The following is an 18,017-nucleotide window of genomic DNA, read 5'->3' on the forward strand; positions in this document are numbered from 1 at the left end:
GCGACCACCGACACACCCACTGCCCACCGACCGCTCAGCGCCATCGCCAGGAACCTCCGTGACCATGATCACCCCAGACGCGGGGAGCCAGCTCCCGCCCGGCCCCTCGCTTCGCCCGCAGGCCGGTGCGCCCGGTACGCTCACCGCCGTGCCAACCGCCGATCAGTCCGCAACCACCCAGAAGGGCGCGTCCGTGACATACCCGGGACCGCCGCGACCGGCTCAGGTCTCCGCCACACCCCTCGCGGAGCTCGCCGATCAGCTGGGCACCGCGCCCGAGAACCCGCAGAGCGCCGCCGAGGTCACGGGCATCACCCATGACTCGCGCGCCGTCCGCCCCGGCGACCTGTACGCGGCCCTGCCCGGCGCGCGCGTGCACGGCGCCGACTTCGTCACCCAGGCCGCCGGCCTCGGCGCGGTCGCCGTGCTCACCGACCCGACCGGCGCCGAACGCGCGAGGGCAGCGGGGCTGCCGGTGCTGGTGGTGGACGACCCCCGAGGGCGCATGGGCGAACTGGCCGCCACCCTCTACGGACACCCCGGCCGCGAGCTGCTCCAGCTCGGCATCACCGGCACCTCCGGCAAGACCACCACCGCCTACCTCGTCGAGGGCGGACTGCGGACCGCGAAGTCCACCGGGCTGATCGGCACGGTGGAGATGCGCATCGGCGACGAGCGCATCAAGTCGGAGCGGACCACCCCCGAAGCGACCGACCTGCAGGCCCTGTTCGCCGTCATGCGCGAACGGGGCGTCGAGGCGGTCGCCATGGAGGTCTCCAGCCACGCCCTCGTGCTCGGGCGGGTCGACGGCTGCGTGTTCGACGTCGCGGTCTTCACCAACCTCAGCCCGGAGCACATGGACTTCCACTCCGACATGGAGGACTACTTCCAGGCCAAGGCCCAGCTCTTCACCCCGCTGCGCAGCAGGCGCGGAGTGGTGAACATCGACGACGACTACGGCCGGCGCCTCGCCAAGGAGGCGACCGTCCCGGTCGTCACGTACTCCGCCGAGGGCCACCCCGACGCGGACTGGCGGGCCGAGGACGTCGAGGTCGGCCCGCTGGACTCGACGTTCACCGCCATCGGTCCGCACGGCGAGCGCATCACCGCCAAATCGCCGATCCCGGGCCCCTTCAACGTGGCGAACACCCTCGCCGCTCTCGTCGCCCTCGCCGCCGCCGGCCTCGACCCGCAGGCCGCCGCCGACGGCATCGCCGCCGTACCGGGGGTGCCGGGCCGCCTGGAGCTGGTGGACGCCGGGCAGTCCTATCTCGCGGTGGTCGACTACGCCCACAAGACCGACGCCGTCGAGTCGGTGCTCAAGGCCCTGCGCAAGATCACCAAGGGTCGGGTGCACATCGTGCTCGGCTGCGGCGGCGACCGCGACATCACCAAACGCGTCCCGATGGGCGCCGCGGCCGCGCGGCTCGCCGACATCGCCGTCCTCACGTCCGACAACCCCCGCTCCGAGGATCCGCTCGCGATCCTCGCCACCATGCTGCAGGGCGCGGCCTCCGTCCCCGCGCACGAACGCGGTGAGGTCCTGCTGTTCGAGGACCGGGCCGCCGCGATCGCCGCGGCCGTCGACCGCGCACTGCCCGGGGACACCGTGCTGGTCGCCGGCAAGGGCCACGAGCAGGGCCAGGACATCGCCGGGGTGGTCCGTCCCTTCGACGACCGCCAGGTACTTCGCGAAGCTATCCAGAAGACCCAGGGATGAACTTGTGATCGCCCTCTCTCTCGCCGAGATCGCCACAGTCGTCGGCGGGCAGACCCATGACATACCGGATCCGTCGGTGCAGGTCACCGGACCGGTCGTCCGGGACTCCCGCGAGGTGGAGCCCGGCACCCTGTTCGTCGCCTTCGTCGGCGAGCGGGTGGACGGACACGATTTCGCGCCGGCCGTGGTCGAGGCGGGAGCGGTGGCCGTCCTGGCCTCGCGCCCGGTCGGCGTGCCCGCGATCGTCGTCGACGACGTGCAGGAGGCCCTCGGCGCGCTCGCCCGGCACGTCGTCGAACGGCTCGGCGCGACCCTCGTCGCCCTCACCGGCTCGGCGGGCAAGACCAGTACCAAGGACCTGATCGCCCAGGTCCTCCAGCACAGGGCGCCGACCGTGTGGACGCCCGGCTCGTTCAACAACGAGATCGGGCTGCCGCTGACCGCGCTCAGCGCCACCGAGGAGACCGGCTTCCTGGTACTGGAGATGGGGGCCCGCGGAATCGGCCACATCCGGTACCTGACCGGCCTCACCCCGCCCCGGATCGGCGTCGTCCTCAACGTCGGCAGCGCGCACATCGGCGAGTTCGGCGGCCGCGAGCAGATCGCCCTGGCGAAGGGCGAGCTCGTCGAGTCGCTTCCCCCGGCCGAGGAGGGCGGGGTCGCGGTCCTCAACGCCGACGACCACCTGGTGCGGGCCATGGCCTCCCGAACGAAGGCGAAGGTGGTCCTCTTCGGCGAGTCCGACGAAGCGGACGTTCGCGGCGAGAACGTGCGACTCACGGACAGCGGACAGCCCGCCTTCAGACTTCACACACCCTCCGGTGCATCCGACGTGACCCTGCGCCTGTACGGTGAGCACCACGTGTCGAACGCGCTCGCCGCGGCCGCCGTCGCCCATGAGCTGGGCATGTCCGCGGAAGAGATCGCCACCGCGCTCTCCGGGGCGGGCTCCCTCTCCCGCTGGCGCATGGAGGTCACCGAGCGCCCGGACGGCGTGACGGTCGTCAACGACGCCTACAACGCGAACCCCGAGTCCATGCGGGCCGCCCTGCGAGCCCTGGTGGCCATGGGCAAGGGGCGCCGTACGTGGGCGGTGCTCGGCAAGATGGCCGAGCTCGGGGACGAGGCGCTCGCCGAGCACGACGCGGTCGGACGGCTCGCCGTCCGACTCAACGTCAGCAAGCTCGTCGCGGTGGGGGGCAGGGAAGCCTCCTGGCTGCAACTGGGCGCCTACAACGAGGGTTCGTGGGGTGAGGAGTCGGTGCACGTGTCCGACGCGCAGGGGGCGATCGACCTGTTGCGAAGCGAGTTGCGCCCGGGGGACGTGGTCCTGGTGAAGGCGTCCCGTTCGGTCGGTCTGGAGAGCGTCGCCGCGGCGCTCCTCCCGACCGGTACCGAGGGTGAGGTCGCCGCCCGATGATGAAGCAGATCCTGTTCTCGGGAGTCATCGGCCTCTTCCTGACCCTGGTCGGCACCCCGCTGCTGATCAAACTCCTCGCCCGCAAGGGCTACGGCCAGTACATCCGGGACGACGGGCCGCGCGAGCACGCCAGCAAGCGCGGCACCCCGACGATGGGCGGCATCGCCTTCATCCTGGCCACGGTGGCCGCGTACTTCCTGTCCAAGGTCATCACCGGCTACCCGCCGACCTACTCCGGGCTGCTCGTCCTCGGGCTCATGGTCGGCATGGGCCTGGTCGGCTTCCTCGACGACTACATCAAGATCGTCAAGCGGCGCTCGCTCGGCCTGCGCGCCAAGGCGAAGATGGCGGGCCAGCTCACCGTCGGCATCGCCTTCGCCGTGCTGGCGCTGCAGTTCCAGGACGCCCGGGGCAACACCCCGGCCTCCACGAAGCTGTCGTTCATCACCGACTTCGGCTGGACCATCGGCCCGGTGCTGTTCGTCGTCTGGGCCCTGTTCATGATCCTGGCGATGTCCAACGGCGTGAACCTCACCGACGGCCTCGACGGACTGGCCACCGGCGCCTCGGTGCTCGTCTTCGGCGCCTACACCTTCATCGGCGTCTGGCAGTTCCAGGAGTCCTGCGCCAACGCGCTGACCCTGACCAACCCGAACGCCTGCTACGAGGTGCGCGACCCACTCGACCTCGCCGTCGTCGCCTCCGCGCTGATGGGCGCCTGCCTCGGCTTCCTGTGGTGGAACACCTCCCCGGCGAAGATCTTCATGGGGGACACCGGCTCACTCGCCCTCGGCGGTGTCCTCACCGGCCTGGCCATCTGCTCGCGCACGGAGCTGCTGGTGGCCATCATGGGCGGCCTGTTCGTGCTGATCACCATGTCGGTGGTCATCCAGGTCGGCTCCTTCCGGCTCACCGGCAAGCGGGTGTTCCGGATGGCGCCGCTCCAGCACCACTTCGAACTCAAGGGCTGGTCCGAGGTGCTCGTGGTGGTCCGCTTCTGGATCATCCAGGGCATCTGCGTGATCGTCGGACTCGGCCTCTTCTACGCGGGATGGGCAGCGGACAAGTGACCTCCTCGGTGCCCTCGGACCCCTCGGCGACTCCCGGACCCCCGGCGTCCCCGCAGCCCTACGCCTTCCCGGGCAAGCACGTCACCGTCGCCGGTCTCGGCGTCTCCGGCGTCCCGGCGGCCAGGGCGCTGCACGGGCTCGGCGCACGCGTCACCGTCGTCAACGACGGCGACGACGCGCGCGCCCGGACGCAGGCGGCCGAGCTGGAGGCGCTCGGCGTCACCGTCCGCCTCGGCGACGGCGACACCCTGCCCGAGGGCACCGACCTGATCGTCACCGCGCCCGGCTGGAAGCCCGACAAGCCGCTGTTCGCCGCCGCGGAGAAGGCCGGCGTCCCGGTCTGGGGGGACGTGGAACTGGCCTGGCGGCTGCGCGGACCGGACGCCGCACCCTGGCTGTGCGTGACCGGGACCAACGGCAAGACCAGCACCGTCCGGATGCTCGCCTCGATCCTCGCCGCGGCCGGCCTGCGCACCGCCGCGGTCGGCAACATCGGCGTCTCACTGCTGGACGCGGTGCTCGGCGAGGAGACCTACGACGTCCTCGCCGTGGAACTCTCCAGCTACCAGCTGCACTGGGCGCCCTCGCTGCGCGCGCACTCCGCAGCCGTCCTCAACCTCGCACCCGACCACCTCGACTGGCACGGCTCCATGGCGGCCTACGCCCGCGACAAGGGCCGCGTCTACCACGGCAACCGGGTCGCCTGCGTGTACAACGCCGCCGACCGGGCCACCGAGGACCTGGTCCGCGAGGCGGACGTCGAGGAGGGCTGCCGGGCGGTCGGCTTCACCCTCGGCACCCCGGCCCCCTCCCAACTCGGCGTGGTCGACGGCATCCTCGTCGACCGCGCGTTCGTGGAGGACCGGCAGCGAAACGCCCAGGAACTCGCCGAGGTCTCCGACGTCCGCCCGCCCGTACCGCACAACATCGCCAACGCCCTGGCCGCGGCCGCCCTGGCGCGCGCGTTCGGGGTGCCCCCGGCCGCCGTGCGGGACGGACTGCGGAACTTCACCCCGGACGCCCACCGCATCGCGCACGTCGCCGACGTCGACGGGGTGGCCTGGATCGACGACTCCAAGGCCACCAACACCCACGCGGCCGCCGCCTCGTTGGCGGCGTACGACTCCATCGTGTGGATCGCCGGCGGACTGGCCAAGGGGGCCACCTTCGACGAGCTGGCCGCCGCCTCGGCCGGACGGCTCCGCGGCGCCGTCCTCATCGGCGCGGACCGCGCCCTGATCCGGGAAGCGCTCGCGCGACACGCGCCGCAGGTACCCGTGGTCGACCTCGACCGGACCGACACTGGTGCGATGCTCCAGGCCGTCCAGGAGGCCCGGCGGCTCGCGCGGCCCGGCGACACGGTGCTGCTCGCCCCGGCCTGTGCCTCCATGGACATGTTCGCCAACTACAACAAGCGCGGTGACGCGTTCGCGGAGGCCGTCCGCGGCCTCGTCGCGGGCGCCTGACGGCGGGTTCCGGCCGCGACCCCTGCTCCGGGACCCTGGGAGGGACGCGTGACTCGGATGTGGCTGTGGTCCGGCCGGCGGCGCGCCGCCGGCGAGGCGGTGAGCGCCGATGCCCGGTAGCCGGACCGGCCGGCCTCCCGCGCAGCGGGCGGTGCGCGGCGGCAGGCCCCCCGCGGCGCGCCCCGGGCGCGACAACCCCGTGCTGCGGGCCTACCTCCGCGCCCACAGGGCCTGGGACCGGCCGCTGACCGCCTACTACCTGATCCTCGGCGGCAGCCTGCTGATCACCGTGCTGGGGCTGGTGATGGTCTACTCGGCCTCCCAGATCACCGCCCTGCAGATGTCGCTGCCCGGCTCCTACTTCTTCCGCAAGCAGTTGCTGGCCGCCGCGATCGGCGCCGGGCTGCTCTGGGCCGCCTCCCGCATGCCGGTGAGGCTGCACCGGGCGCTGGCCTACCCGATCCTGGCCGGCGCCGTCTTCCTGATGGTGCTGGTGCAGGTGCCGGGGATAGGGGTCGCGATCCACGGCAACCAGAACTGGATCTCGCTGGGCGGCCCCTTCATGCTCCAGCCCAGCGAGTTCGGGAAGCTGGCGCTCGTGCTGTGGGGGGCCGACCTGCTGGCCCGCAAGCAGGACCGGAAGCTGCTGACGCAGTGGAAGCACATGCTGGTCCCGCTGGTGCCCGCCGCCTTCATGCTGCTGGGGCTGATCATGCTCGGCGGGGACATGGGCACCGCGATCGTGCTGACGGCGATCCTGTTCGGGCTGCTGTGGCTGGCGGGTGCCCCGACCCGGCTGTTCGGCGGGGTGCTCTCGGTCGCCGCCGTGATCGTCGTGGTGCTGATCAGGACCAGTCCCAACCGGATGGCCCGGCTCGCCTGCATCGGTGCCACCGAGCCCCGTTCCGGCGCCTCCGACTGCTGGCAGGCCGTGCACGGAATCTACGCCCTCGCCTCCGGCGGGATCTTCGGCTCCGGACTCGGGGCGAGTGTGGAGAAATGGGGGCAACTCCCCGAGGCCCACACCGACTTCATCTTCGCCGTCACCGGTGAGGAGCTGGGGCTGGCGGGGACGCTGTCGGTCCTCGCCCTCTTCGCGGCTCTAGGCTATGCGGGTATCCGCGTGGCCGGCTGCACGGAGGACCCCTTCGTGAGGTATGCCGCGGGAGGCGTGACCACCTGGATCACCGCGCAGGCAGTGATCAACATCGGTGCGGTGCTCGGTCTGCTGCCGATCGCCGGAGTCCCGCTCCCGCTGTTCTCCTACGGGGGGTCCGCCCTGCTGCCGACCATGTTCGCCATCGGGCTGCTCATCGCCTTCGCGCGCGACGAGCCCGCTGCGCGGGCGGCGCTCGCGGTGCGGCAACCTCGCTTTGGTAGAAAGCGGGGGGCCGGGGGCTCCGCGTCCGGCCGGACGTCCGACCGGGCGACCGGCCGGGGTCCCCGGAGACGGAACACGATGCGACGGCGCGCCTCGGTGGCGCGTCCGTCCGGAGAGCGGTGAATTTCGGTGCATGTCGTACTCGCCGGCGGGGGTACCGCGGGCCACATCGAGCCCGCGCTCGCCCTCGCGGACGCCCTGCGCAGGCAGGACCCGACCGTGGGGATCACGGCCTTGGGCACGGAGCGCGGCCTGGAGACCCAGCTGGTACCGCAGCGGGGCTACGAACTGGCGCTGATCCCGGCCGTGCCGCTGCCGCGCAAACCCACCCCCGAGCTGATCACCGTCCCGGGCCGGCTGCGCGGCACCATCAAGGCGGCCGAGCAGGTCCTGGAGCGCACCAAGGCCGACGTCGTGGTCGGCTTCGGCGGCTATGTCGCCCTGCCCGGGTATCTCGCGGCCAAGCGCCTGGGCGTGCCGATCGTCATCCACGAGGCCAATGCCCGCCCCGGTCTCGCCAACAAGATCGGCTCCCGCTACGCCGCCCAGGTCGCCGTCGCCACCCCGGACAGCAAGCTGCGCGGTGCCCGCTACATCGGCATCCCGCTGCGCCACTCGGTCGCCACCCTCGACCGGGCGGCAGCCCGTCCCGAGGCCCGTGCGATGTTCGGCCTCGACCCCAATCTGCCCACGCTGCTGGTCTCCGGCGGTTCCCAGGGCGCCCGCCGCCTCAACGAGGTGGTCCAGCAGGTCGCGCCGTGGCTCCAGCAGGCCGGCGTCCAGATCCTGCACGCGGTCGGTCCGAAGAACGAAGTGCCGCAGGTACAGCAGATGCCGGGAATGCCGCCTTATGTCCCGGTAAGTTATCTGGACCGGATGGACCTCGCGTACGCCGCGGCCGACATGATGCTCTGCCGTGCGGGCGCGATGACCGTCGCCGAACTCTCCGCCGTCGGGCTTCCGGCCGCGTACGTCCCGCTGCCGGTGGGCAACGGCGAGCAGCGGCTGAACGCCCAGCCGGTGGTCAAGGCCGGCGGCGGTCTGCTGGTCGACGACGCGGAGCTGACGCCCGAATGGGTGCAGCGCCACGTCCTTCCGGTGCTCGCCGACCCGCACCGGCTGTACGAGATGTCCCGTGCCGCCGCCGAGTTCGGCCGGCGCGACGCCGACGACCTGCTCGTCGGCATGGTGTACGAGGCGATCGCCTCGCGCCGCCAGTGACGCCCCGGGGGGAGTCCCCCGCCAGGAAAGGAGCGCGCCGTGGCCGGACCGACCACCGCCGAGCGCGGTGAACGCCAGCAGGACTCGCCCGGCCCGCTCCCCCTCCGGCGACTCTCCCCCCGCCGCGCCCGAGTCCTCCTCGCCCTCGTGCTGGCCCTGGTGCTGTGCGCGTCCGGCGGGGTGTGGGTGCTCTACGGCTCCCCCTGGCTGCGCGTCCGGCACGTCTCGGTCTCCGGCACCCGCGTGCTGACGCCGCAGCAGGTGCGCGAGGCGGCCGACGTACCTCTCGGGGCGTCGCTGGTCTCGGTCGACACCGACGCGATCGAGGCGCGGCTGCGCCGGGAGCTGCCCCGGATCCGCCGGGTGGACGCGGTCCGGTCCTGGCCGCACGGAATCGGGCTGAAAGTGACGGAGAGGAATCCGGTTCTTCTCGTCCGAAAGGGCGGTAACTTCGTCGAAGTGGACAGCGAAGGCGTCCGCTTCGCCACGGTTTCTGATGCGCCGAAAGGTGTGCCTCTTCTCGAATTGACCCTTTCCCGGGCCGGTTCGGCCGCCGCGAGCCTGCGCCGGTTCGACGAGGACCGCCTGGTCCGTGAGGCGGTCCGGGTGGCGGGAGCGGTTCCGGCCGGTGTCGCACAGCGCACCCGGGCCGTCAAGGTCCGCACTTACGACGCCATCTCGCTGGAGTTGGGGGGCGGCCGCAGCGTGCTGTGGGGGAGCGCCGAGGACGGGCGTGCCAAGGCCCGGGTGCTGACCGCGCTGATGAAAGCGGCACCCGACGCCCGGCACTTCGATGTGAGTGTTCCCACCGCCCCGGCGTCATCGGGGAGTTGACGCACATTCGTGCAGGCCAGCACCCTGGTTGGGCAGCGCTACGGCTGATCACATAGGGTGAAAAGAAAAACGGGAGGTTCGGCGTGTTCGTTGAACGCGCGCCGCTTGTCGACTTAGTGTCCTGTTCAGAAGACTCCAGGGAACAGACACACTGGTAACCCTAAACTTCAGCGTTAGGGTTCGGGTCGGCGATTCGGACCGTCCCATTCGGCATCAGTCGTCGGATCGCGGGAACCCGCGAGGCGGCGACACGTAACTCGAGGCGAGAGGCCTTCGACGTGGCAGCACCGCAGAACTACCTCGCAGTCATCAAAGTCATCGGTGTCGGCGGCGGTGGTGTCAATGCCATCAACCGGATGATCGAGGTCGGTCTCAAGGGCGTCGAGTTCATCGCCATCAACACCGACGCGCAGGCGCTGTTGATGAGCGACGCCGACGTCAAGCTCGACGTCGGCCGCGAACTCACCCGCGGACTCGGCGCCGGAGCCAACCCGGCCGTCGGCCGCAAGGCCGCCGAGGACCACCGCGAGGAGATCGAGGAGGTCCTCAAGGGGGCCGACATGGTCTTCGTGACGGCCGGCGAGGGCGGCGGCACCGGCACCGGCGGCGCCCCGGTCGTCGCCAACATCGCCCGGTCGCTGGGTGCCCTGACCATCGGCGTGGTCACCCGCCCGTTCACCTTCGAGGGCCGGCGCCGCGCCAACCAGGCCGAGGACGGCATCGCGGAGCTGCGCGAAGAGGTCGACACCCTCATCGTCATCCCCAACGACCGGCTGCTCTCCATCTCCGACCGCCAGGTGTCGGTACTGGACGCCTTCAAGTCGGCCGACCAGGTCCTGCTCTCCGGTGTGCAGGGCATCACCGACCTGATCACCACCCCCGGCCTGATCAACCTCGACTTCGCCGACGTCAAGTCGGTCATGTCCGAGGCCGGTTCCGCCCTGATGGGCATCGGATCGGCCCGGGGCGACGACCGGGCGGTGGCCGCGGCCGAGATGGCGATCTCCTCGCCGCTGCTGGAGGCGTCCATCGACGGTGCCCGCGGTGTGCTGCTCTCCATCTCCGGCGGCTCCGACCTCGGCCTGTTCGAGATCAACGAGGCGGCCCAGCTCGTCAGCGAGGCCGCCCACCCCGAGGCGAACATCATCTTCGGCGCGGTCATCGACGACGCCCTCGGCGACGAGGTCCGGGTCACCGTCATCGCCGCCGGGTTCGACGGCGGTCAGCCCCCGTCCAAGCGGGACAACGTGCTCGGCTCCTCCTCGGCCAAGCGGGAGGAGCCGGTGCCGGTCCGGCCCGCCGAGAGCCGTCCGAACTTCGGCGCGCTCGGCAGTGTGAAGCCCAAGGAGGAGCCGGAGCCCGTCGTCGAGCCGGCGCCCGAGATCCCGGTCGCCCCGCCGGTCACCCCGGCACCGCGGACCTACGCGGACAGCGCGGCCGAGGAGCTGGACGTACCGGACTTCCTCAAGTGATCCTTCCGACGTGATAGGACAGCGCGAAACCGCGGACGGCGCCCACTTCGCCTTCACCGACCGGTGGGGCGGGGTGAGCGCCGTTCCGTACGAGGAGCTCAATCTCGGCGGGGCGGTCGGCGACGACCCCGCAGCAGTGGAGGCCAACCGGGCACTGGCGGCCGGGGCCCTGGGGCTCGACCCCGCCCGGGTGGTGTGGATGAACCAGGTGCACGGGGCGGACGCGGCGGCGGTGGACGGTCCCTGGGACCCCGCTTCCCCGATCCCCTCCGTGGACGCCGTCGTCACCGCCCGGCGCGGACTCGCCCTGGCGGTGCTCACCGCGGACTGCACACCGGTCCTGCTCGCCGATCCGGTCGCCGGGGTCGTGGCCGCGGTCCACGCGGGCCGGCCGGGCATGGTGGCGGGAGTCGTTCCCGCAGCGCTGCGTGCGATGTCCGCGCTGGGGGCCGAGACGTCCCGGATCGTCGCCCGGACCGGGCCCGCCGTGTGCGGCCGGTGCTACGAAGTCCCGGCGGCGATGCGCGCCGAGGTGTCCGCCGCCGAACCGGCGGCACACGCCGAGACGAGCTGGGGCACACCCGCGGTCGACGTGACCGCCGGCGTGCACGCCCAGCTCACCAGGCTCGGCGTGCGCGACCGGGGGCAGTCGCCGGTCTGCACGCGCGAGTCGCACGACCACTTCTCGTACCGCCGCGACCGCACCACCGGGCGGCTCGCCGGCTATGTCTGGCTGGACTGATGGGGCATGACGGACCGTAAGGACGAAATCGCCGGGAACCTGGCGAAGGTGGAGCGGCGTATCGCCGAGGCGTGCGCGGCCGCGGGGCGTGCCCGGGACGAGGTCACGCTGATCGTGGTCACCAAGACCTACCCGGCGAGCGATGTGCGGATCCTGGCGGAACTCGGGGTGCGCCACGTCGCCGAGAACCGGGACCAGGACGCGGCGCCCAAGGCCGCCCAGTGCGCGGACCTTCCGCTCGTCTGGCATTTCGTCGGCCAGTTGCAGACCAACAAGGTGCGCTCCGTGGTCGGTTACGCCGACCTCGTGCAGTCCGTGGACCGCGCCCGGCTGGTGACCGCCCTGTCGAGGGAGGCCGTGCGCGCCGGGCGGGAGATCGGCTGCCTCGTCCAGGTCGCCCTGGACGCGGAGGAGAGCGCTCCGGCGCCGGGGGTCGGAGGCGGTTCCCGGGAGGGGCGGGTGTCGACGGGGGGCCGGGGCGGCGTGGCGCCCGCGGAGATCGGCGAGTTGGCCGATCTGATCGCCCGCTCGCCGGGTCTGAGGCCGGCGGGGCTGATGACGGTAGCCCCGCTCGCCGGGGCGTACGCGGGCCGTCCACGTGCGGCGTTCGATCGGTTGATGGATTTGTCGACTGACCTGCGCAGGGCTCATCCGGCTGCCACCATGGTCTCGGCAGGGATGAGTGCGGACCTGGAGGACGCGGTGGCGGCCGGAGCGACACATGTGCGCGTCGGCACCGCGGTACTCGGAGTCCGCGCCGGGCTCGGGTAACGTCGCCAAGAAGTCGGACCACAGCAGAAAATATGGTCATTACCGCCGAAAGCGGAAGTAACGACCACGTGGATCGCGGGCACTTGGCAGTCGTCAGCCGATCCACCACAGAGCGGAGGACTCAGAGCATGGCCGGCGCGATGCGCAAGATGGCGGTCTACCTCGGCCTCGTGGAGGACGATGGTTACGACGGCCGGGGATTCGACCCCGATGACGACTTCGAGCCCGAACTCGACCCTGAGCCCGAACGGGACCTCCGGCGGCATGAGGTGTCTCACGCGGCGCACGGTGCGCATCAGCCCCAAAGGGGCGAAGAGGTGCGAAACGTGCAACCGCCCGCGCCGCGCGAGCCGGTTGCCCGCCCCGCTCCACCCGCTGCGGAATCCGGTCGTCCGGCGCGGATCGCGCCCGTGGCGTCCATCACACAAGAACGTCAGTCCCTGGAGAAGAACGCACCGGTGATCATGCCCAAGGTCGTGTCGGAACGAGAGCCTTACCGGATCACCACGCTTCACCCCCGGACCTACAACGAGGCCCGTACCATCGGGGAACACTTCCGTGAGGGCACCCCGGTGATCATGAATCTGACTGAGATGGATGACACAGACGCGAAGCGACTTGTCGACTTTGCGGCCGGTTTGGTGTTTGGTCTTCACGGCAGCATCGAACGGGTGACGCAGAAGGTGTTCCTGTTGTCGCCTGCTAACGTCGATGTCACGGCGGAGGACAAGGCCCGCATCGCAGAGGGCGGGTTCTTCAACCAGAGCTGAGAAGCACAACCGGACAAGAAGTACGAACAGGGGAGAGGGAAACACCGATCATGGGCGTGTTCCTGGAGATTCTCTACATCGCGCTGACGGTGTTCCTCGTCGTGCTCATCTTCCGGTTGGTCATGGACTACGTCTTCCAGTTCGCCCGCTCGTGGCAACCCGGCAAGGCGATGGTGGTCCTCCTGGAGGCCACCTACACTGTCACCGATCCACCGCTGAAGCTTCTGCGGCGGTTCATCCCGCCGCTGCGTCTCGGGGGCGTGGCGCTCGACCTGTCCTTCTTCGTACTGATGATCATCGTCTTTGTCCTGCGTGTGATCGTTGCCAGCGGGATGGGGGCGGTGTGAGAGATACGGTCTTGCCGACTGCCGATGACTACGTTGAGGTGAAGAGATGCCGTTGACCCCCGAGGACGTGCGGAACAAGCAGTTCACGACCGTCCGCCTCCGAGAAGGCTATGACGAGGACGAGGTCGATGCCTTCCTCGATGAGGTCGAAGCCGAACTGACCCGGCTGCTGCGCGAGAACGAGGACCTGCGCGCCAAGCTGGCCGCGGCCACCCGTGCCGCCGCGCAGAACCAGCAGAACATGCGCAAGCCGCCCGAGTCCCAGGACGGACCGCCGCCACCGCAGCAGCAGCAACAGCAGCAGCAGGGCATGCGAGGTCCCGGTGGTCCGGTGCCCGCCGGTATATCGGGCCCGCCGCAGCAGCAGATGGGCGGCCCCATGGGCGGTCCGCCCCAGCTGCCGAGCGGTGCCCCGCAGTTGCCTGCCGGCCCCGGCGGCCAGGGCCCGCAGGGCCACGGTCCGATGGGTCAGGGCCCACAGGGTCCCCAGGGCCCCCAGGGTCCCGGCCCGATGGGCCAGGGCGGCCCCATGCAGCAGCACATGGGTGGACCGATGGGCGGCCCGATGGGCGGCCCCGGTCAGGGCGGTCCCGGTCAGGGCGGCCCCGGGGGCGACAGCGCCGCGCGCGTCCTGTCGCTGGCTCAGCAGACCGCCGACCAGGCGATCGCGGAGGCCCGTTCCGAGGCCAACAAGATCGTGGGCGAGGCCCGTTCGCGCGCCGAGGGTCTGGAGCGGGACGCCCGTGCCAAGGCCGACGCCCTGGAGCGGGACGCGCAGGAGAAGCACCGCGTCGCGATGGGCTCCCTGGAGTCCGCCCGCGCCACGCTCGAGCGCAAGGTCGAGGACCTGCGGGGCTTCGAGCGCGAGTACCGCACGCGGCTGAAGTCCTACCTGGAGTCGCAGCTGCGCCAGCTCGAGACCCAGGCCGACGACTCCCTCGCCCCGCCGCGCACCCCCGCCACGGCCTCCCTGCCGCCGTCCCCGGCGCCTTCCATGGCTCCGGCCGGCGCGAGCTCCCCGTCCTACGGTGGCAACCAGATGGGCGGCGGCAACCAGCCGGGCGGCGCCTCGGGCCCGTCCTACGGCGGCCAGCAGCAGATGACGCCGGCGATGACCCAGCCCATGGCGCCGGTGCGCCCGCAGGGCCCGTCGCCGATGGGCCAGGCGCCCTCTCCGATGCGCGGGTTCCTCATCGACGAGGACGACAACTGACGGGCCGGCGAGGCCGGTAGCAGCATCGCGTAGGCATCGGCAGCCTGCAGCACAGGGCGGGGCCCCGGACACACGTCCGGGGCCCCGCCCTTTTCCCGCTCCCGCCTGCCCCTCCCGCACGTCGAAGGTCCGGCCCCGTACGGAGCCGGACCTTCGTGCGTCGACCGCCGGCCGGCTACACCTTGCGCAGGTGGAACGTCAGCCCCAGACCCTCGTCGGTGAACGGGCTGCCGTAGCCGTCCTCGGCCTCGCCCCGGGCGAAGTCCGTGGCGAGGACCTCGTCGGCGATCAGGCCGGCGTGCTCGGACAGCGCCGTCACGGTCGCCGGGTCCGCCGCGGTCCAGCGGAGCGCGATCCGGTCGGCGACGTCGAGGCCGCTGTTCTTGCGCGCCTCCTGGATCAGGCGGATCGCGTCCCGGGCCAGCCCCGCGCGCCGCAGCTCCTCGGTGATCTCCAGGTCCAGGGCCACCGTCGCGCCCGCGTCGGACGCCACCGACCAGCCCTCGCGCGGGGTCTCCGTGATGATCACCTCGTCGGGGGCGAGGCCGATCGTCTCGCCGTCGACCTCCACCGACGCCGTGCCGGCGCGCAGGGCCAGGGACAGTGCGGCGGCGTCCGCCTGCGCGACCGCCTTCGCCACGTCCTGGACCCGCTTCCCGAACCGCTTGCCCAGGGCACGGAAGTTGGCCTTCGCGGTGGTGTCCACCAGGGACCCGCCGACCTCGCTCAGCGAGGCCAGCGACTCCACGTTCAGCTCCTCGGTGATCTGCGCGTGCAGTTGAGGGTCGAGCGAGTCGAAGCCGGCCGCCGCGATCAGCGCGCGCCGCAGCGGCTGGCGCGTCTTGACGCCCGACTCCGCGCGGGTGGCACGGCCCAGCTCCACCAGCCGGCGCACCAGCAGCATCTGCCGGGACAGCTCCGGGTCGACGGCGGACAGGTCGGCCTCCGGCCAGGACGACAGGTGCACCGACTCCGGGGCGCCCGGGGTGACCGGCACGACCAGGTCCTGCCACACCCGCTCCGTGATGAACGGGGTGATCGGGGCCATCAGCCGGGTGACCGTCTCCAGCACCTCGTGGAGCGTGCGCAGCGCGGCCGCGTCGCCCTGCCAGAAGCGGCGACGGGAACGCCGGACGTACCAGTTGGACAGGTCGTCGACGAACGCGGACAGCAGCTTGCCGGCGCGCTGGGTGTCGTACGCGTCCAGGGACGCGGTGACCTGGTCGGTGAGCGCGTGCAGTTCGGACAGCAGCCACCGGTCCAGCAGCGGCCGCTCGGCCGGTGCGGGGTCGGACGCGGACGGCGCCCAGTTCGAGGTGCGGGCGTACAGCGCCTGGAAGGCGACGGTGTTCCAGTAGGTGAGCAGCGTCTTGCGCACCACCTCCTGGATGGTGCCGTGGCCGACCCGGCGGGCCGCCCAGGGGGAGCCGCCGGCCGCCATGAACCAGCGGACGGCGTCCGCGCCGTGCTGGTCCATCAGCGGGATCGGCTGGAGGATGTTGCCCAGGTGCTTGGACATCTTCCGGCCGTCCTCGGCGAGGATGTGGCCGAGGCAGACGACGTTCTCGTAGGAGGACCTGTCGAAGACCAGGGTGCCGACCGCCATCAGCGTGTAGAACCAGCCGCGGGTCTGGTCGATCGCCTCGGAGATGAACTGCGCCGGGTACCGGGACTCGAACAGCTCCTTGTTCTTGTACGGGTAGCCCCACTGCGCGAAGGGCATCGACCCCGAGTCGTACCAGGCGTCGATGACCTCCGGTACGCGGGTGGCCGTCCGGCCGCAGTCCTGCTGCGGGCAGGCGAAGACGACCTCGTCGATGTACGGGCGGTGCGGGTCCAGGGCGGACTGGTCGGTGCCGGACAGCTCGGTCAGCTCCGTGCGGGAGCCGACGCAGGTGAGGTGGCCCTCCTCGCAGCGCCAGACGGGCAGCGGGGTGCCCCAGTAGCGGTTGCGGGACAGCGCCCAGTCGATGTTGTTGTCCAGCCAGTCGCCGTAGCGGCCGTGCTTGACCGTCTCGGGGAACCAGTTGGTCCGCTCGTTCTCCTCGATCAGGCGGTCCTTGATCGCCGTCGTGCGGATGTACCAGGACGGCTGTGCGTAGTAGAGGAGCGCGGTGTGGCAGCGCCAGCAGTGCGGGTAGCTGTGCTCGTACGGCAGGTGCCGGAAGAGCAGCCCTCGGCTGTCCAGGTCCTCGGTGAGCCGCTCGTCGGCCTTCTTGAAGAAGACACCGCCGACCAGCGGCACCTCCTCGGCGAAGGTGCCGTCCGCGCGGACCGGGTTGACCACGGGCAGTCCGTAGGCGCGGCAGACCCTGAGGTCGTCCTCACCGAAGGCGGGGGACTGGTGCACCAGGCCGGTGCCGTCCTCCGTGGTGACGTAGTCGGCGTTCACCACGAAGTGCGCCGGCTCCGGGAACTCGACCAGTTCGAAGGGGCGCCGGTAGGTCCAGCGCTCCATCTCGGCGCCGGTGAAGGCCGCGCCGGTCGGCTCCCAGCCCTCGCCGAGTGCCTTGCCGAGCAGCGGCTCGGCGACGACGATCTCCTCCTCGCCGTCGGTCGCCACGACGTAGCGGACCTCGGGGTGCGCGGCCACGGCCGTGTTGGAGACCAGTGTCCAGGGCGTGGTCGTCCACACCAGCAGCGAGGCCCGGCCGGCCAGCGGGCCGGAGGTGAGCGGGAAGCGGACGTAGACGGAGGGGTCGACGACCGTCTCGTAGCCCTGGGCCAGCTCGTGGTCGGAGAGGCCGGTGCCGCAGCGCGGGCACCAGGGGGCGACCCGGTGGTCCTGGACCAGGAGCCCCTTGGAGAAGATCTCCTTCAGCGACCACCAGACGGACTCCACGTACTCGGGGTCCATGGTCCGGTAGGCGTCGTCCAGGTCGACCCAGTAGCCCATGCGGGTGGTCAGCTCGGCGAACGCGTCGGTGTGGCGGGTCACCGACTCGCGGCACCGGGCGTTGAACTCGGCGATGCCGTACGCCTCGATGTCCTGCTTGCCGGAGAAGCCCAGCTCCTTCTCCACCGCCAGTTCCACCGGCAGTCCGTGGCAGTCCCAGCCCGCCTTGCGCGCCACGTGGTGGCCGCGCATGGTGCGGAAGCGGGGGAAGACGTCCTTGAAGACCCGGGCCTCGATGTGGTGCGCGCCGGGCATCCCGTTGGCGGTGGGCGGGCCCTCGTAGAACACCCACTCGGGGCGGCCCTCGGACTGCTCCAGGGTCTTGGCGAAGATCTTCTGCTCGCGCCAGAAGTCGAGCACGGCGTGCTCGAGCGCGGGCAGGTCGACCTGAGCGGGTACCTGGCGGTACGTCGGCGCTGTCGTCATCGGCGTTCTTCCTCCGGCGGACTTTCTGCCTTCCGTCGGAGGGACGAGAGCCTCGTGCTTGCTGTGCGCCGCTGTCGGCGCGCTCCCGCGGTACCACCCTCCTTGGCCCCCGGTGCTCCGTGTGCACCGGTGAGCCCCCTCATTGGGGTCGCGAAGCCGGTTCTACTCGCCGGCGGTCCTGCCCGGCTTTCTTCCGGCGGCTCCGGGGTGATCTTCACGCCGCGCCGGCCCCCGGGCTCCCACCGTCCCCGGGTCGCTCTGGGCTGCC

At 71.5% G+C, this 18,017-nt stretch carries 14 protein-coding genes; 13 read left to right on the forward strand and 1 reads right to left on the reverse strand.

All coding sequences use genetic code 11. From position 1 onward, the window contains the following. Nucleotides 1-193: 193 nt before the first annotated feature. From ACL02U_RS06555 to ACL02U_RS06615, 13 genes are all read left to right on the forward strand, one after another. On the forward strand, nucleotides 194-1,720 hold the full coding sequence (locus tag ACL02U_RS06555; protein WP_412789766.1) for a UDP-N-acetylmuramoyl-L-alanyl-D-glutamate--2,6-diaminopimelate ligase: 1,527 nt from the start codon (nucleotides 194-196) through the stop codon (nucleotides 1,718-1,720). A gap of 4 nt (nucleotides 1,721-1,724) precedes the next feature. After that, nucleotides 1,725-3,140 carry a UDP-N-acetylmuramoyl-tripeptide--D-alanyl-D-alanine ligase gene (locus ACL02U_RS06560; RefSeq protein WP_412789689.1) on the forward strand — a complete coding sequence of 472 codons (1,416 nt, stop codon included), beginning with the start codon at nucleotides 1,725-1,727 and terminating at the stop codon, nucleotides 3,138-3,140. Then, on the forward strand, nucleotides 3,140-4,210 hold the full coding sequence (gene mraY, locus ACL02U_RS06565; protein ID WP_412789767.1) for a phospho-N-acetylmuramoyl-pentapeptide-transferase: 1,071 nt from the start codon (nucleotides 3,140-3,142) through the stop codon (nucleotides 4,208-4,210). Before ACL02U_RS06560 ends, mraY begins: the two co-directional genes overlap by 1 nt. Then, a complete protein-coding gene (gene murD / locus ACL02U_RS06570; RefSeq protein WP_412789690.1) occupies nucleotides 4,192-5,676 on the forward strand; it encodes a UDP-N-acetylmuramoyl-L-alanine--D-glutamate ligase in 1,485 nt (494 codons plus the stop codon). The genes mraY and murD overlap by 19 nt, the downstream gene beginning before the upstream one ends. A 109-nt stretch (nucleotides 5,677-5,785) precedes the next feature. Continuing rightward, complete coding sequence (gene ftsW, locus ACL02U_RS06575; RefSeq protein WP_412789691.1) at nucleotides 5,786-7,180, forward strand: putative lipid II flippase FtsW; 1,395 nt, start codon at nucleotides 5,786-5,788, stop codon at nucleotides 7,178-7,180. A gap of 6 nt (nucleotides 7,181-7,186) precedes the next feature. Then, nucleotides 7,187-8,278: an undecaprenyldiphospho-muramoylpentapeptide beta-N-acetylglucosaminyltransferase gene (gene murG, locus ACL02U_RS06580; RefSeq protein WP_412789692.1), complete on the forward strand. Its 1,092-nt coding sequence runs from the start codon at nucleotides 7,187-7,189 to the stop codon at nucleotides 8,276-8,278. Nucleotides 8,279-8,317: 39 nt separating this feature from the next. Beyond that, the gene (locus ACL02U_RS06585; RefSeq protein WP_412789693.1) at nucleotides 8,318-9,112 is read left to right on the forward strand and encodes a cell division protein FtsQ/DivIB; all 795 of its coding nucleotides are present in this window, start codon (nucleotides 8,318-8,320) and stop codon (nucleotides 9,110-9,112) included. A 278-nt stretch (nucleotides 9,113-9,390) separates the two neighbouring features. After that, nucleotides 9,391-10,584 (forward strand): cell division protein FtsZ, encoded by a 1,194-nt coding sequence (gene ftsZ, locus ACL02U_RS06590; RefSeq protein WP_412789694.1) that lies wholly within the window; start codon nucleotides 9,391-9,393, stop codon nucleotides 10,582-10,584. A gap of 10 nt (nucleotides 10,585-10,594) precedes the next feature. Then, nucleotides 10,595-11,326: a peptidoglycan editing factor PgeF gene (gene pgeF / locus ACL02U_RS06595; RefSeq protein WP_412789695.1), complete on the forward strand. Its 732-nt coding sequence runs from the start codon at nucleotides 10,595-10,597 to the stop codon at nucleotides 11,324-11,326. Nucleotides 11,327-11,332: 6 nt separating this feature from the next. Further along, nucleotides 11,333-12,097 carry a YggS family pyridoxal phosphate enzyme gene (locus tag ACL02U_RS06600; RefSeq protein WP_412789696.1) on the forward strand — a complete coding sequence of 255 codons (765 nt, stop codon included), beginning with the start codon at nucleotides 11,333-11,335 and terminating at the stop codon, nucleotides 12,095-12,097. Nucleotides 12,098-12,225: 128 nt separating this feature from the next. Beyond that, the gene (locus ACL02U_RS06605) at nucleotides 12,226-12,867 is read left to right on the forward strand and encodes a cell division protein SepF (protein WP_412789697.1); all 642 of its coding nucleotides are present in this window, start codon (nucleotides 12,226-12,228) and stop codon (nucleotides 12,865-12,867) included. Between the two features lie 50 nt (nucleotides 12,868-12,917). Beyond that, nucleotides 12,918-13,214, forward strand: coding sequence for a YggT family protein (locus tag ACL02U_RS06610; protein WP_412789698.1), 297 nt, complete (start codon nucleotides 12,918-12,920; stop codon nucleotides 13,212-13,214). Between the two features lie 46 nt (nucleotides 13,215-13,260). Continuing rightward, nucleotides 13,261-14,427: a DivIVA domain-containing protein gene (locus ACL02U_RS06615; RefSeq protein ID WP_412789699.1), complete on the forward strand. Its 1,167-nt coding sequence runs from the start codon at nucleotides 13,261-13,263 to the stop codon at nucleotides 14,425-14,427. A 175-nt stretch (nucleotides 14,428-14,602) separates the two neighbouring features. Here ACL02U_RS06615 and ileS read toward each other — a convergent pair whose 3' ends face one another. Continuing rightward, nucleotides 14,603-17,749 carry an isoleucine--tRNA ligase gene (gene ileS, locus ACL02U_RS06620; protein ID WP_412789700.1) on the reverse strand — a complete coding sequence of 1,049 codons (3,147 nt, stop codon included), beginning with the start codon at nucleotides 17,747-17,749 and terminating at the stop codon, nucleotides 14,603-14,605. Nucleotides 17,750-18,017 lie beyond the last annotated feature (268 nt).

Source organism: Streptomyces sp. MS06 (assembly GCF_047200655.1).
In the GTDB taxonomy this organism is placed as follows: domain Bacteria; phylum Actinomycetota; class Actinomycetes; order Streptomycetales; family Streptomycetaceae; genus Streptomyces.